At 64.7% G+C, this 13520-nt stretch carries 13 protein-coding genes; all 13 read right to left on the bottom strand.

What is annotated here, in order from left to right:
* Positions 1-39: 39 nt before the first annotated feature.
* The 13 genes from K226_RS0105995 to flgB all read right to left on the bottom strand — a co-directional run bounded on the left by K226_RS0105995 (position 40) and on the right by flgB (position 13272).
* Positions 40-1275 carry an HDOD domain-containing protein gene (locus K226_RS0105995; RefSeq protein WP_024813945.1) on the bottom strand — a complete coding sequence of 412 codons (1236 nt, stop codon included), beginning with the start codon at positions 1273-1275 and terminating at the stop codon, positions 40-42.
* A 72-nt stretch (positions 1276-1347) separates the two neighbouring features.
* A complete protein-coding gene (flgL, locus tag K226_RS0106000) occupies positions 1348-2613 on the bottom strand; it encodes a flagellar hook-associated protein FlgL (protein WP_024813946.1) in 1266 nt (421 codons plus the stop codon).
* Positions 2614-2644: 31 nt separating this feature from the next.
* Positions 2645-4606 (bottom strand): flagellar hook-associated protein FlgK, encoded by a 1962-nt coding sequence (gene flgK / locus K226_RS0106005; RefSeq protein WP_024813947.1) that lies wholly within the window; start codon positions 4604-4606, stop codon positions 2645-2647.
* 16 nt (positions 4607-4622) lie between these two features.
* The gene (gene flgJ, locus K226_RS0106010) at positions 4623-5528 is read right to left on the bottom strand and encodes a flagellar assembly peptidoglycan hydrolase FlgJ (RefSeq protein ID WP_024813948.1); all 906 of its coding nucleotides are present in this window, start codon (positions 5526-5528) and stop codon (positions 4623-4625) included.
* A gap of 49 nt (positions 5529-5577) precedes the next feature.
* Positions 5578-6729, bottom strand: coding sequence for a flagellar basal body P-ring protein FlgI (locus tag K226_RS0106015; RefSeq protein WP_024813949.1), 1152 nt, complete (start codon positions 6727-6729; stop codon positions 5578-5580).
* Between the two features lie 185 nt (positions 6730-6914).
* Entirely contained in the window at positions 6915-7895 is a 981-nt protein-coding gene (locus K226_RS0106020) for a hypothetical protein (protein ID WP_024813950.1), read from the bottom strand.
* A 20-nt stretch (positions 7896-7915) separates the two neighbouring features.
* On the bottom strand, positions 7916-8611 hold the full coding sequence (locus K226_RS0106025) for a flagellar basal body L-ring protein FlgH (protein ID WP_024813951.1): 696 nt from the start codon (positions 8609-8611) through the stop codon (positions 7916-7918).
* Positions 8612-8622: 11 nt separating this feature from the next.
* Positions 8623-9405 (bottom strand): flagellar basal-body rod protein FlgG, encoded by a 783-nt coding sequence (flgG, locus tag K226_RS0106030; RefSeq protein WP_024813952.1) that lies wholly within the window; start codon positions 9403-9405, stop codon positions 8623-8625.
* Between the two features lie 17 nt (positions 9406-9422).
* Positions 9423-10163 carry a flagellar basal-body rod protein FlgF gene (flgF, locus tag K226_RS0106035; protein WP_024813953.1) on the bottom strand — a complete coding sequence of 247 codons (741 nt, stop codon included), beginning with the start codon at positions 10161-10163 and terminating at the stop codon, positions 9423-9425.
* 185 nt (positions 10164-10348) lie between these two features.
* Positions 10349-11683 (bottom strand): flagellar hook protein FlgE, encoded by a 1335-nt coding sequence (gene flgE / locus K226_RS0106040; RefSeq protein ID WP_024813954.1) that lies wholly within the window; start codon positions 11681-11683, stop codon positions 10349-10351.
* Between the two features lie 27 nt (positions 11684-11710).
* Positions 11711-12376, bottom strand: coding sequence for a flagellar hook assembly protein FlgD (locus tag K226_RS0106045; RefSeq protein ID WP_024813955.1), 666 nt, complete (start codon positions 12374-12376; stop codon positions 11711-11713).
* Between the two features lie 17 nt (positions 12377-12393).
* Positions 12394-12798, bottom strand: coding sequence for a flagellar basal body rod protein FlgC (gene flgC, locus K226_RS0106050; RefSeq protein WP_024813956.1), 405 nt, complete (start codon positions 12796-12798; stop codon positions 12394-12396).
* 30 nt (positions 12799-12828) lie between these two features.
* Positions 12829-13272, bottom strand: coding sequence for a flagellar basal body rod protein FlgB (gene flgB, locus K226_RS0106055; RefSeq protein ID WP_024813957.1), 444 nt, complete (start codon positions 13270-13272; stop codon positions 12829-12831).
* Positions 13273-13520: the final 248 nt, after the last annotated feature.

Genomic DNA, 13520 nt, shown 5'->3' on the forward strand with positions numbered 1-13520 from the left:
CAGACCGCCAGACCGGAGCAGCGTTGCGGCAGCAAAGGGTCACGCGGCGGGGCGTTCCACTTCCAGATCGGCCAGCACCCGCAGCAGTGCGCGGTTGACTTCTTCCAGATCCATCTCGTGGGTTTCGCACAGCTTGCGGATGGCGCTGGCGTCTTCGGATTCCAGTGCCCGGGCCATCTGAAGGCCCGAGACATAGGGGCCCGTGCCGAGCACATTGGCGTCGTAGATGCGTTCCGACAGCGGAATGCGGCGCAGGATGGTGCCCAGCGATTCGCCCATCACATCGTCCAGTTGCGACAGCAGCCCGCACAGATAGATCTCGCGGCGCAGGTCGTTTTCTACGCCAGCGTCGAGCAGGTGCGTCATGAGTTGCGCCCGGATCAGCATGGACTCGCGCACGGGCCGCAGGTTCAGGTCGGTGCTGGCGTGGGGCAACTGGTCGGACAGCCAGCGCTTGATGGAGCCATAGCCCATCATCACCAGCCCCCGGCGCAACGAGTCGATGCCCGTGCGCAAGCCCAGTGCCGCCGAGTTGGTATAGACCATGAAACGGTAGGCCAGCAGCGGGTCTTCGCCCATGATTTCTTCGAAGGTCTCCAGCGACTGCTCGGCGTCTATGGCCTTCATCAGCTTGAAGATGACGGCGTGCGAGGGTTGGGGCGCCTGGTGCCGCTGGTGATACAGCACGTCTTCGGCCGGCCACCCGGCAAGTGCCAGGGCGTTTTGCTGATCCAGACAATGCTCCATGAGTGCGCGGCTGGTGATGTTTTCATACATCTGGCCTGCCAGCACCGGGCTTTTGGCGTGGGCCACCGGCGCCGGGCCACCAGGCCGGGTGGGGGCGGTTTGAAGTGCCGCCACGGCGTCTTCGGGGCGCAGCGAAAGCAGGCTGTTGTCAAAGCAGCGCGCCACCTCGGGCCCAGGCAAGCGGGCCATGTCGCCGCGCCACACCAGCTTGAGGCCGCGCTGGTGCGCCGACTTGACGCGGGCCAAGATGGCACTGTCGGACAGCCAGTCGCCCCGCACCTCGATCCAGGGTGCGCCGCGCGGGGCTTCATCCAGCAGCGAGCACAAAAGCTGGCGCGTTTGCGCAGACAACAGAAGCGGTGGTGAGGTGGAAGACCACATCTCTTGCACCGTCCGCAGCAGGTGGGCGGCATCCACCACCGTGGCGGCTTCGTTCTGGGCATAGAGCTGAATGCCCGCGAGCTTGCGGGCCCGGTTCCACAAAGGGCGGTAGCCAAGAATCAGGCTGCCAAGGACGGATTGGACCATGGGCGTTGAAGCAATAAGACAGCGGGGCCGGATCCTGGCAACGGAGCCGGGCCTCCGCCGCGCGAGCAGGTTTTAACTAATGAAGTTGAACAGGGAAAGCTTCTGAACCGAGGCATAGGACTTGAGGGCGGCCTCGTATCCCACCTGCTGGTTCTGGAAGTCCGAAATGCCCTTGATCATATCGAGATCCTCGGCGCGCGAGCGGTCGTCTTCGAGCTGGATGGAGCGCGTGTCCAGTTCCCCTTCGATGCGGTCTGCGCGGTTGAGCAAATCGCCTGCCAGGCCGCGCGATGCCTGCAGCCGGTTCATGGCCGCATCGATCTCGTTCAGCCCTCGGCCGATGCCGTGGGTAAGGCTACCAGCGTCGGTGCTGCCGTCGGGGTTGCGTGCATCGCGGATGGCGCCGATGGCGCTTTCCAGCACGGAGAACACATTGGATGGCTGGCTGGGTTTCACGTCAAAGCTGTCGCCGGCGACGGGGGCGCCGGTGATCTTGAAACTCAGGCCGTCAAAAGCGATGTCCGTGGGGGATTTGTAGGCGTATCGCGCTGCATCCAGTGGGTGGGGCGCCATGTTCGGGCCGGGGGTGGTGGGGGCAGGCGTGATGCTGAAACTGGCAGTTCCATCGCTCTCGGTGAAAAAGGCGATGCGATGGCTTGTACCGGTCACTGCGCTGGGGTCCGTGATCTGCCCCACGTCGGCCCATGCCTTGCCGGCATAAACACCGGGGGTGCTATTGGGATTGCGGGTGACTTCGAAAACCCCGTTGCCGGTGGGCACGCTCATCCAGGCGGCGTCGCCATCCAGCACCTTTGCAATCTGCGTGTTGCCGCTGGCATGCTGCCCCGGCAGGCCAGCAAAGCTGACAGTGGTTGCCGTGCCGGTAAAGGGAGCCTCGGCGCTGCCCAGCGCCTGGAACAGCGGCTGGCCGTTGGAATCCTTGCGGTTGGCGTAGCCCAGGATCTGGTCGCGCAGCCCCACGAGTTGCTGCACGATGGCGTCGCGTTCGGTCTGGGTGTACGCGCCATTGCCGGCGCTCACCACCAGCTGGCGGAATTCCTGCATGGCATCCCCAGCCTGGCCCAGGGCAGATTCCGCCAGTGCCATGGTGTTGCGCTGCATGTCGAGAGCGCGCTGGTCGGTCTCGTTACGCGTCAGCCGCGTGAGGGCGCGCTCGGCCTGCGCGGCTGCCACCGGGTCGTCGCTGGCCCGCACCACGCGCTTGCCCGAGGTCAGGTTTTCCTGCAGGTTGGACAGGGATGTCTGGCGCTGACCGATGTTGCGCACAGCTACGTCGTACTGGTTGGCTGTGCTCAGCCGGTAAAGAGCGTTGCTCATGATGGACTCCGTTCAGGCATGGGCCCTGTTCTTAGCGGCCGAGACCCTGGATCAGTGTGTCGAAGATATTTTGTGCGATCTGGATCATCTTGGCCGAGGCCTGGTAAGCCTGCTGGTACTGGATCAGACGCGCAGCCTCTTCGTCGAGGTTGACGCCGGAGACGGCCGTGCGGTCGCGCTCCAGATTGGCCGCGATCGACGAAGACAACTCGGCCGCGAATTGTGCGCTTTGGGTGCGTGTGCCCACCTGCGCCATGGCGCTGGCAAAACCGTCGGCCAGCGTGGCGTTGTCGAACATCGGCACATCGCGCAGGGCCATCAGCGCGCTGGCGTTGCCGGTGTCACGCTTGTACCAGTCGCCATATTGGGAGTCGGTCGCGTTACCCACCGTAACGGTGTCGCCGCTCTTGGGTGCGCCCTGCAGTGCGATTTCCCAGCCATTGATGGCAATTTTTTCGCCAGAAACGTAGTTGCCGGTAGCAATGGTTGCTACGGGCGGGCCGGGAACCGTTGCCGAATAGGTTGCAGGCGACCCTGCTGTAAAGGCAATCGTGACAGGACTTCCCGTTGCAGGTTGCGTGATCGGGCCGGTTGCCTTCAGTGATGCCAACTGGAGCGAACCCCCATTCGTCGCCCCCATGGCGGCATTGACCGGATTGGCAGCCGCCAGGTCGGTCGGCGAGTACTGCAGCGCCTGCAACTCCGCCGCGGCGCCCTGCAGCGAATTGATCACGAACTTGTCGCCTGCGTTGACCGCACCTGAGAGCGTGACACCCAGACCCTGTGCCGAAAAGACGCTCGCCACTGTGACCGGTGGCAGCGCAGAGCCATCGAAGTTGAAGACTTTGCCGTCCGAATGGCGGGTGACCGAGCCCGCGTCGCCCGCCGTGAAGCTGACGGTGTAGCTCGACGCCTGCAGCGCCGTGGGGTCGGTTACCGTCAGCGCCATTGTGGCGGTCGAGGTATTGAAGTTGCTGGGTGTTGCATTGCCCAGACTGATGGGCGCGAAAAGGTTTTCACCCGGCTGGCCATTGAGCGTCAGACCCAGCCGGTTCTGCGTGTTCATCGATTCGCTGATGGCGATGGCCATGCGGCCGAGCAGGTTGCGGCCTTCGGCCAGGTCGTTGTTTTGAAAGCGCAGCAGACCCGCCACCTGGCCGCCGCCAAGCATGCTTTCGTTCAATTCCACCTTGGTGGAGGAGCCGGGTGCCAGAAAGCTCAGCACTTTTTTGCCGCTGCCTGCGCCAAAATCGATCGGATCGTCAATCGACAGCGTGGCAGCCTGGTTGCCCAGCACCAGGGGCTGGCTGCCGGCCACGAACACGCTGACCGTGCCGTCGTCGGCGGCCACTTGCGATGTCTGGATGTGCTGGTTGAGCTCGCGGATGAGCTGGTCGCGCTGGTCGAGCAGGTCGTTGGCGGGCTGGCCGTTGCCCTTGGCACGGGCAATCTGCTCGTTGATGCCGGCGATGTTCTTGGCCAGGCTGTTGACGGCGACCATGCTGCCCTTGAGCTGCTCGGCCACGGTGTAGCCGATTTCGTCCAGGCGTTGCGAGGCGTCGCGCATGCGCGCGGCGGTTTCGTCCATGCGCGTGAGGGCCACGCTGCGCGCAGTGAGGTCGGTGGGGGCGCTCACGACATCCGAGAGCGCGTTCATCATGTCGTTGATGGATGCGCCAATGCCGCTGGCGCCGCCGCTGAAAACCTCTTGCAACTGGCGCAGGCGGTCCATGCGCACGGTGTCGCCCGCATCCACCGCCGATGCGGCCGTGGACTGGCGCGTGAGCAGCTCGCTGTGGTTGCGCTGGATGGTCTGCACATCCACGCCCTTGCCAATGTAGCCACCGCCGGTGAACTGGCCCTGCACGGTCTGCAGCACCACGGTCTGGCGCGAATAGCCGGGCGTGCTGACGTTGGCAATGTTGTGGCCTGCGGTCTGCAGGGCCGCCTGGTTGGCCAGAAGGGCGCGGGATCCGACGTTGAGCAGGCTCATGGCTTACCTTGTGTGCTCAGGCCTGTGCGCGCTGCACGCGCAGGGCACTGTTGATGGCGCCGCTGAGCTTTTTGGCGTACTCGGGGTCGGTGGCGTAGCCGGCTTTCTGCAGCTCGGCGGCATAAGCCACGGCCGAGCCGGTCCTGGCGGTGGCCTGGGCTTTTTCGTAGCGCGGGCTGTCGTTGATCAGCCGGGCGTAGTCGCGGAACGAATCCTCGTACGAGTCGTAGGCGCGGAACTTGGCCGTTACCTTCTGGGCCTTGCCGTTGATGTATTCGGTGGTGGTGATCTCGGCCACCTTGCCGGTCCAGCCCTTGCCTGCCTTGATGCCAAACAGGTTGAACGAAGTGGAGCCGTCGGCGTTTTTGATCTCGCTCTTGCCCCAGCCGGTTTCATGGCCTGCCTGGCCCAGCATGAAGCTGGCCGGAATGCCGCTGTCTTGTGCCACGCGCTCGGCGGTGGCGCTGAGCGACTGCACAAAACCGTCCCGCCCCTTGGGCACGGGGCCGGTGGCAACAGGGGTGGTGCTGGCCGCGCTGCGTGAGGTCACGCCGGGCAGGCTGAGCGTGGACGGTGCCGAGATGGTGGTGTCGGCCCCACCCATCTGGCGCGAAAGCTGGCGCGCAATGGCTTCTGACAAACCGCCGGGCGCGCCCGACATGCTGACCGACAGTTGCTGGTCCAGCAGGTCGGTTCCCAGGTCACCCTGGGCACCGTCCATCAGGCCGGATTTCATGGTGGCTTCGCGCATGCTCTTGATCAGCTCGCGCATGAAAAGCGATTCAAACTGCTTGGCGGCCTCTTTGGCGGCCTGGGCGCTGTTTTGCCCGGCTTCGTATTTCAGGGCGTTGAGCGAGCGTGCATCGGCCGCCAGCGCATTGGTGGTGCTGGAGGTCGCGGAAGAGGGCAGGGTCAAAGCCATGGTGACTCCTGGTGCGTGGCCGACAGGGCGCTGGTGGGGCAGGGCATGGTCAGATCACTTCGAGCTCGGCGTTCAGGGCGCCGGCCGCCTTGATGGCCTGCAAAATGGCCAGCAGATCCTGGGGCGTGGCGCCCAGGGAGTTGAGTGCGCGTACCACGTCGGCCAGCTGCGGCGACGGCGGCATCTGGATGACGTTGCCCGCTTCCTGCTGGATGGCGATGTCGCTTTTTTGCGCCACTACGGTCACTCCCTGCGACAGGGGATTGGGCTGGCTGATGACGGGCGTGCTGCTGATGGTGATGGACAGATTGCCGTGCGCGATGGCGCAGGGCCCCAGCGTCACCGCCTGGTTCAGCACAATGGAGCCGGTGCGGGCGTTGATCACCACCTTGGCTGCGGGTGTGGAGTTGGGCAATTGCAGCTCTTCCAGCTCTGCGATGAAATTCACCCGTTTGCCTGGGTCTTGCGGCGCCGTCACCTGCACGCTGCGCCCGTCCAGCGCGGTGGCGGTGCCCTCGCCCTGGCGGGCATTGATGGCCTGCGCCACCTTGCGCGCGGTCTGAAAGTCCACCGCATCAAGGCCCAGGGTGATGGTGCTGCCCACGTGCAGCGGCGTGGGAACCGAGCGTTCCACCTGCGCGCCACCGGGAATGCGGCCTGCGCTCAGGTGGTTGATCTGCACCTTGCTGCCGCCGGCCGAGGCGCCGGCGCCGCCCACCACCACGTTGCCTTGCGCCAGGGCATAAATCTCGCCGTCTGCACCGCGCAGCGGTGCGGCGATGAGTGTGCCGCCCCTCAGGGACTTGGCATTGCCAATGGAGGACACGGCCACGTCAATGTTCTGCCCCGGCTGCGCAAAGGCGGGCAGCTGGGCCGTGATCACCACGGTGGCCACGTTCTTGAGCTGCGGAGCGCTGGTGCCCGGGGGCAGGCTGATGCCCATTTGCTGCAGGTAGTTGGCCATCGCCTGCGCTGTAAAGGGCATCTGCGTGGACTGGTCACCCGTGCCGTCCAGCCCCACCACCAGGCCGTAGCCCGACAGCTGATTGCTGCGCACGCCCTGCACGGACGCCACTTCCTTGATGCGCAAGGCATGGGCGGGCGCCACGAGTCCCGTGACGGACAGGGCCAGCACCAGCCACAGCGTGCGTGTCTGCAGCCATGCAAAGCGAGGGAGGGGCAAGGTCTTCATGACACCCATTGTGGCGTGCCACCCGGCCGGCAAAGAGGGGAAAAGAGCGTGCTTCTGCCGCCTTATTGCCGGTGTTCGCCCCCGGTTTGTGCGGGGAGGCGGGGGTAATAAAAATATGGGTCAAATATGGCTCTAGCCCTTTGCAGTAAAGCGCTAGAAGCTATTATTTTTGACGAACTACCGGCGTGCTCGCCTTACCTGCGCACCCTGGCCGCCCTGGTGTCCACCGGGTTGCGTATGCAGTAGTAGTGGCCATTGGGCACGCTGGCAATGTGGTTGGCGCGCACCTTGTCTGCCAGCGCCTGTGCCGTGTCGTACAGACCCGACTGGATGTGGTAGACGCCGGTGGGCCGCAGCGCCACGCCGCCGCCATAAAAACCCGATGCCTCGGCCGTCTCCAGCTCCCCTGCCGTGGGCAGGGCCGCGTTCTGCGACTGGCAGTAGCGCTGCGCCGCCTCGCGCGAGACCAGCTGATCGGCGTGTCCCGGCGCGGCCATCAGCCATTCCCGTGCGGCCAGCGGGTTCTGGTGCTGAGAAAAGCGCGTGCCCTGAAAGTAATCAAAGATGTCGCGCGCCAGCGCATCCGCCAGCGTGGGCGCGGGCACCGTCACGGTGAAGCTTTGCGATTCGCCACTGCCCAGCTTGACCAGCGTGGCGGTGGCCTGCACCAGCGAACCCTCCAGCCGTGTGTAGGTGATGTAGGCCACCATCGCCATCCGGCCCGCCTTGGCCTTGAGGGCATCCAGCGCCCGGGCATCGGCCGCAGAGGCGCGCTGCAACTCTTCGGGTGTGATGCCGGCAAACTCGAAGCGCAGCTTGGGCGAACGGGTGTTGATGCGCCGTGCCTGCCGGTCCAGCTCGCCAATCAATTGGGTGTTGAGCGTGCGCCCCAGCTGGGCCAGCGCCGTGCGCTCGTGGTGGGCCTGCAGGCTGTCCACGGCCTGCAGCGCGGCAAGCACCGTGGCCGGATCACCCTTGCCGGTGTGCAGGTCTGCAAACAGCTTGCGATCGTGCTCGTATTCGCCCAGATCGGTGGCGCGCACGACCGGAATATTGGGCCAGACCAGAAAGGGTTGCCCCACCGGGTCGCGAAAATCGGCTGCGCCAGCAAGGCCGCAGCACATCGCCAGGACCACGGCCGCCGAGCGTTGAAGCAGTGTGCGCAGGGTGTGCATGGGCGCGGTGCAAACCTGTGTCAGAACGGCGTGACCGTGTTGAACGCCCGTGCCAGCCAGCCCATGGCCTGCGCCTCGGCCTGCTCGCCCATGCCGCGCGAGATCACGCGCACGTTGGCCACGTACCGGGAATCGATGACGCTGCCAGGCGCCAGACGGCGTGGATCCACGATGCCCGAAAAGCGCAGCACGTCCACACTGCGGTTCACGCCCACCTGCTTTTCGCCCGCAACGACCAGATGCCCGTTGGGCAACACGTCGGTGACGATGGCGGTGATGTTGCTCTTGAAATCGTTCTTGGCCAGGGTGTCCCCCTTGCCCTCGAAGGTGTTTTCATAGCCCGCACCGATGGCCGTCTTGCCAGCAAGCTTGGCAGCCAGGCTGCTTGAAACAAGCGGCAGCGCCGTGATGCGGCCCTCGGTGTTGGACGACCGGCCGACGTTCGACGTGCTGTTTTGCTTGGCGTCGATTTCTTCCTTGATCGTGATCGTTACCAGATCACCGATCAGGCGGGCGCGCTGGTCTTCGAACGCGGGCCGAAAGCTGGCGGCATGAAACAGGCTGCCCGTGGCAGGACCGGCGGGCCGGGGCATGGTGGCCACGGGTGGCAGTGTGGTGGGCAGCACGTCCACGGGCGGTGGCGGGTTGATGCTGGCGCAGCCCGTGGCGAGCACGGCGAGGGCGGCGCAGCCCATCAGGCGCAGGAGGGTGTTCATGGTGGTGCTCCTCACATTTGCGACAGTTTGGCCAGCATCTGGTCCGAAGTCTGGATGGCCTTGGAGTTCATCTCGTAGGCGCGCTGGGTCTGGATCATGTTGACCAGTTCTTCCACCACGTTGACGTTGGAAGTCTCCAGAAAGCCCTGGCGCACGATGCCCAGGCCGTTGGTGCCGGGCGTGCCCTGCTGGGGAGCGCCGGACGCAGCCGACTCCTTGAACATGTTCTGGCCCATCGGCTGCAGGCCGGCAGAGTTGACGAAGCTGGACATCGACAGCGAGCCCAGTGGCTGCGGTGCGACGGAGCCCGCCACGATGGCACTCACTTCACCGTTTTCGCTGATGCTGATGCTTTTCGTGCCCGCGGGCACGGTGATGCCGGGGGCCACCGGCAGGCCGCCGGAGGTGACTATGCGGCCCTGAGCGTCGAGCTGGAACGAGCCGTCACGTGTGTAGCCGGTGGTGCCATCGGGCAACGTGATCTCGAAGAATCCGTCGCCATTGATGGCCACATCAAGGTTGTTGCCCGACTGTTGCAGGCCGCCCTGCGTGAAATTGCGGCTGGTTGCCACCACGTTCACGCCCAGGCCCAGATGCAGGCCCGTTGGAAGCTGGTTTTCCTCGGTGGTCTGGGCGCCAACCTGGCGCAGGTTCTGATAGATCAGATCCTGAAACTCCGCACGGTTGCGCTTGAAGCCGGTGGTGGAGACGTTGGCGAGGTTGTGCGAGATCACGTCCAGCTGGGTTTGCTGGGCGGTCATGCCGGTCTTGGCGATCCACAGTGAATTCATCATGGCGGTTGTCCTTTTCTTCAGCCGTTGAGGCTCAGTAGCTGGCCTGCGGCCTTGTCATCACTCTCGGCGGTTTGCAGCAGCTTCATCTGCTGCTCGAACTGGCGGGACGCGGCAATCATGCCCACCATGCATTCGACCGCGTTCACGTTGGAGCCCTCCAGCGCACCGGCCAGCATTTGCGCGTTGGGGTCGGCCGGCAGGGCGTCACCGTTGGTTGCACGGAACAGGCCGTCGTCGCCCCGTCGCACCGGGTTGTCGGCGGTGGCCGTGGCAAGTTTGAGGCGGGCCACGGGAACCGGTGGCTCGTTGCCCGTCTTGGCCGTGACCGTGCCATCCGCACCCAGGGAAATGGTGGCGTTGGGCGGAATATCGATGGGCGCACCGCCATCCGACAGCACCGGCAGTCCGGTGGGGGTGACCAGTTGCCCGCCCTGGGAGACCTGGAAATGGCCTGCGCGGGTGTAGGTCTCGGTGCCATCGAGCCCTTGCACGGCGAACCAGGCATTGCCCTTGGCCATGGCATCCAGGTTGCGCCCCGTGGTTTGTGCGGGGCCGGACGCCGTGACGTGGCCAGACGTGGCCTCCAGCGCGAAGACGCGCGTGGTAGACCCCTCGCCCTGCAGTGGCACCGAGCGGAAGGTGGACATTTCGGCACGGAACCCGGTGGTGGATGCGTTCGCCAGGTTGTTGGCCAGCACCGCCTGCCGGTGCGCGGCGGCGTTGGCGCCCGTCATGGAGGTGTAGATGATGCGGTCCATGGTCCTGCTTTCCTTTCAGTGTTTCACCGAGTCGCACTGTGCCCGCGGCGCCAGAAACTGGCGCGCCCAGGGCCAGGGCAGCCGCGCAAGGGCCGCCCCGCCGCGCTGGCTGCGTCCCCTCGCCCGCAGCGCGCAGCGTTGCGAGAGCGGGGGGAAGGCGCGCAGCGCCACAGGGGGGTGTTGCTTCATCTCAGGTTCACCAGGGTCGACATCACCTGGTCTTGCGTCTTGATGGTCTGGGCGTTGGCCTGGTAGGCGCGCTGGGCGGTCATCATGTTGACCAGCTCGGCGGTCAGATCGACGTTCGAGTCTTCCAGCGCCCCCGAGCGCAGGGCGCCAAAGTTGCCGTCGCCGGGCTTGCCCATGACGGCCGGGCCGGAGTCGAACGACTCCACCCAGTTGTTGCCGCCCACGGCCAGCAGGCCCTGCGGGTTGCGGAAGTTGGCCAGCGCCACCTGCGCCTCGGCACGGGTCACGCCATTGGAGTAGCTGGCCATCACCATGCCGTCGTTGGAGATGTTGATGCTCGTGAGGTCGCCGGAGGCGTAGCCGTTTTGCGTGAGGTCGGCGACGGCGAATTTGCTGCCGAACTGAGTGGCGCCGGACAGGTCCAGCGTCACACCAGTCGCGCCGTTGATGAACTCTGGGGAGGGAGTGTTGGGGTTTTGGGCAAGGATTTCCAAGCCCGGGATTGGGCTGCCGCTTATCAGTTTCCCGCTTGCGTCAAATACGAGTTGACCTTTGGAATCAGTCGGGGCCAAGGGTGTTCCTGCACCTGCAGCGGCAGCAGTGGCCAGATCGGCTTCAGCCACAGCGAGGTCTGTGTAAACCTCCCAAGTATTGGGGCCATTCTTCAAAAAATACAAACTTACCGGGGTTGCTACCCCTTGGCTGTCGTACACATTGATTGATGTGCCGTAAGTTGATGCTGGGGTGGGAGGTACTGCTGCCTGCGCTGCGATGGGCGGCGTTGCTGTCGGGTTCGCAGCGACTGCGGCCTTGCCTACGGCATTCTGAGCCCGTGCATCCAGGTTGAAGTTGGCGGTGATGGTGGATGTCTGCTTGGCCTGAATGGGGGCGCCCGTCGGGAAGCTCAGTGGCTGTGCCTCGGAAGTGCTGAGGCCTGTGGCGGGGTCCACCTTGAATCCCATCACCTGGGCACCGCCGTTGGTCACCAGGTCGCCCGTCTTGTCGAGCTTGAAGTTGCCGGCGCGGGTGTATGCGGCCGAGCCATCGGCCTGCTGCACCTTGAAAAAGCCGTTGCCGTTGATGGCCACATCCAGGTTGTTGCCCGTCACGGTGACGTTGCCCTGCGAGAACTGCTGGGCCACCGCCGCCACTTCGACGCCGATGCCATAGTTGGCGCCACCGCCCGCTCCCATGGACGATGCCACCAGGTCCGCGAACTCGGCGCGCGACGACTTGAAACCCGTGGTGTTGGCATTGGCGATGTTGTGACCAATGACGTCCAGGTTCTTGCTGGAGGCGTTCAGTCCCGAGAGGCCGTGTTGGAAAGCCATGGTGTGTACTCCTGGTGATTCTTGAAATTACAGAATGGCCTTGATGCCTGCCTGGGTGGTCATGCCGCCGCGCGAAAGCTGCAGCTGCAGGCTGCCGTTGTCCATGCTGACGGCGGTGACCTTGTCGATCATCAGTGCGGTGGATCCCACGCTGGTGTCGCCATTGGCGGCCAGCACTTTGAAGCGCAGTGCGCTGTCGCCCTGGTAGCCAGCGGTATCCCATGCAAAGTTGTAGCGGCCTGCCGGGAGGCTGCCCATGTCGACGGTCCCCACCTCTTTGCCAGCGGCGTCGAGCACCTGGACCTTCACACTGGCGGCCGATCCGGCGAGGTCGAAGGCGCCGGTAGCCTGGCCACTCTCGGTGTCCACGGACAGGGTGTTGCCCTCTGCCAGCACCTGATGCCCCACCATGGCGCTGCCCTGCAGCATTTGCTGTGCAGCAAACTGGCTGACCAGCCCCTTGACGGTGTCATTGAGCTGCTGGATTCCGGTCACCGTGTTGATCTGCGCGATCTGCGAGGTCATCTGCGCGTTGTCCAGCGGATTCATCGGATCCTGGTTGTTGAGCTGTGCCACCAGAAGCTTCAGGAACCGGTCCTGTCCCGCCGAGGCATCGGTCGTGGTGTCGGCCCTGGTTGCCGTGGTGCTCACGGCCGTAGAGCCCGAAGTGGCGGAGGTTGCGCTGTTGATCATGGTGGCTTGTCCTGAAATTACTGGCCCATTTGCAGGGTCTTGAGCAGCAACGTTTTGGCCGTGTTCATGACCTCGACGTTGTTCTGATAGGAGCGCGATGCGGAAATCATGTTGACCATCTCGTCCACGGCGTTGACGTTGGAATGGGTCACGTAGCCCTCTGCATCGGCGGAAGGGTGCCCCGGGTCGTGGATGCGCCGCCCTGGCGTGTTGTTTTCGTTGATGGCGCTCACGCGCACACCGGCGGAGCTGTCGGCGCCCATGGGGGCCGTCTGAAAAACCACCTGGCGGGCCTTGTACGCCTGGCCGTCCGGCCCGGCCACGGCATCCACGTTGGCCAGGTTGCTGGCCACGACGTTGAGGCGCTGGGACTGGGCGCTGATGGCGCTGCCTGACACACTGAAGATGGAGAACATGGACATGGTGATTTCCCGTTGTCTGCGCGGCCTGGCTTATTGGCCCTGAATGGCGCTGAGCATGGTTTTGGATTGCCCGTTGAGGAAGCGCAGCGTGGCCTCGTAACGCACGGCGTTGTCCACGAAGTTGGCGCGTTCCCGGTCGAGGTCCACGGTGTTGTTGTCCAGGCTGGGCTGGGTTTGCATGGCGTACCCCAGCGTGCTTTGTGATCCGGCACCAGCGCCTGAGGCGGGCAGCGGAATGTGGCGCGCGTCGGTGGTGCCGGAAGCCCCTGCGCCACCGCTGGCCAGGCGGGCTGCGCTGTTGCCTGCGGAAGAGCCAGTGGCGTCACGCATGGCCTGGGCAAAGTTGAAGTCGCGGGCCACGTACCCGGGCGTGTCGGCATTGGCAATGTTGCTGGCGATGGCGCGCTGGCGCTCGGCACGCAGCAAAAGTGCGTTGCCGTGAAAGTCCAGCCGGTTGGTCATCTTGTCAAGCATGTGTGCCTCACACTCTGGGTTGCAGTGGCGCCGGGCCCTGGAGAGGGTTTCCGGCGTGGCTTGATTATGGAAATCGCCGGATTTTTCTAAAGCGCGAAGAAAGCGGACATTGCTGCGCAGTTTTCGGGTTCATCCCGCCAAGGTCTGCCTATAGTTGCAGCGGTGAAATGGTCTGCCCGGTGGCTGGCAGCCCATCCGCCCAGGAGATTGCCGTGCTGCCCCTTAATCCCTCTCCCCACTTGCTGCGG

The organism is Acidovorax sp. JHL-3, from assembly GCF_000526295.1.
GTDB classification, from domain to species: domain Bacteria; phylum Pseudomonadota; class Gammaproteobacteria; order Burkholderiales; family Burkholderiaceae_C; genus Acidovorax; species Acidovorax defluvii.

Bases quoted from the DNA above. Each gene is read 5' to 3' on its own strand.
- K226_RS0106045 (WP_024813955.1), bottom strand. From the start codon at position 12,376: ATGATCAACAGCGCAACCTCCGCCACTTCGGGCTCTACGGCCGTGAGC.
- flgG (WP_024813952.1), bottom strand. From the start codon at position 9,405: ATGATGAATTCACTGTGGATCGCCAAGACCGGCATGACCGCCCAGCAA.
- K226_RS0105995 (WP_024813945.1), bottom strand. From the start codon at position 1,275: ATGGTCCAATCCGTCCTTGGCAGCCTGATTCTTGGCTACCGCCCTTTG.
- flgK (WP_024813947.1), bottom strand. From the start codon at position 4,606: ATGAGCCTGCTCAACGTCGGATCCCGCGCCCTTCTGGCCAACCAGGCG.
- flgC (WP_024813956.1), bottom strand. From the start codon at position 12,798: ATGTCCATGTTCTCCATCTTCAGTGTGTCAGGCAGCGCCATCAGCGCC.
- flgL (WP_024813946.1), bottom strand. From the start codon at position 2,613: ATGAGCAACGCTCTTTACCGGCTGAGCACAGCCAACCAGTACGACGTA.
- K226_RS0106025 (WP_024813951.1), bottom strand. From the start codon at position 8,611: ATGAACACCCTCCTGCGCCTGATGGGCTGCGCCGCCCTCGCCGTGCTC.
- flgF (WP_024813953.1), bottom strand. From the start codon at position 10,163: ATGGACCGCATCATCTACACCTCCATGACGGGCGCCAACGCCGCCGCG.
- K226_RS0106020 (WP_024813950.1), bottom strand. From the start codon at position 7,895: ATGCACACCCTGCGCACACTGCTTCAACGCTCGGCGGCCGTGGTCCTG.
- flgB (WP_024813957.1), bottom strand. From the start codon at position 13,272: ATGCTTGACAAGATGACCAACCGGCTGGACTTTCACGGCAACGCACTT.
- K226_RS0106015 (WP_024813949.1), bottom strand. From the start codon at position 6,729: ATGGGTGTCATGAAGACCTTGCCCCTCCCTCGCTTTGCATGGCTGCAG.
- flgJ (WP_024813948.1), bottom strand. From the start codon at position 5,528: ATGGCTTTGACCCTGCCCTCTTCCGCGACCTCCAGCACCACCAATGCG.
- flgE (WP_024813954.1), bottom strand. From the start codon at position 11,683: ATGGCTTTCCAACACGGCCTCTCGGGACTGAACGCCTCCAGCAAGAAC.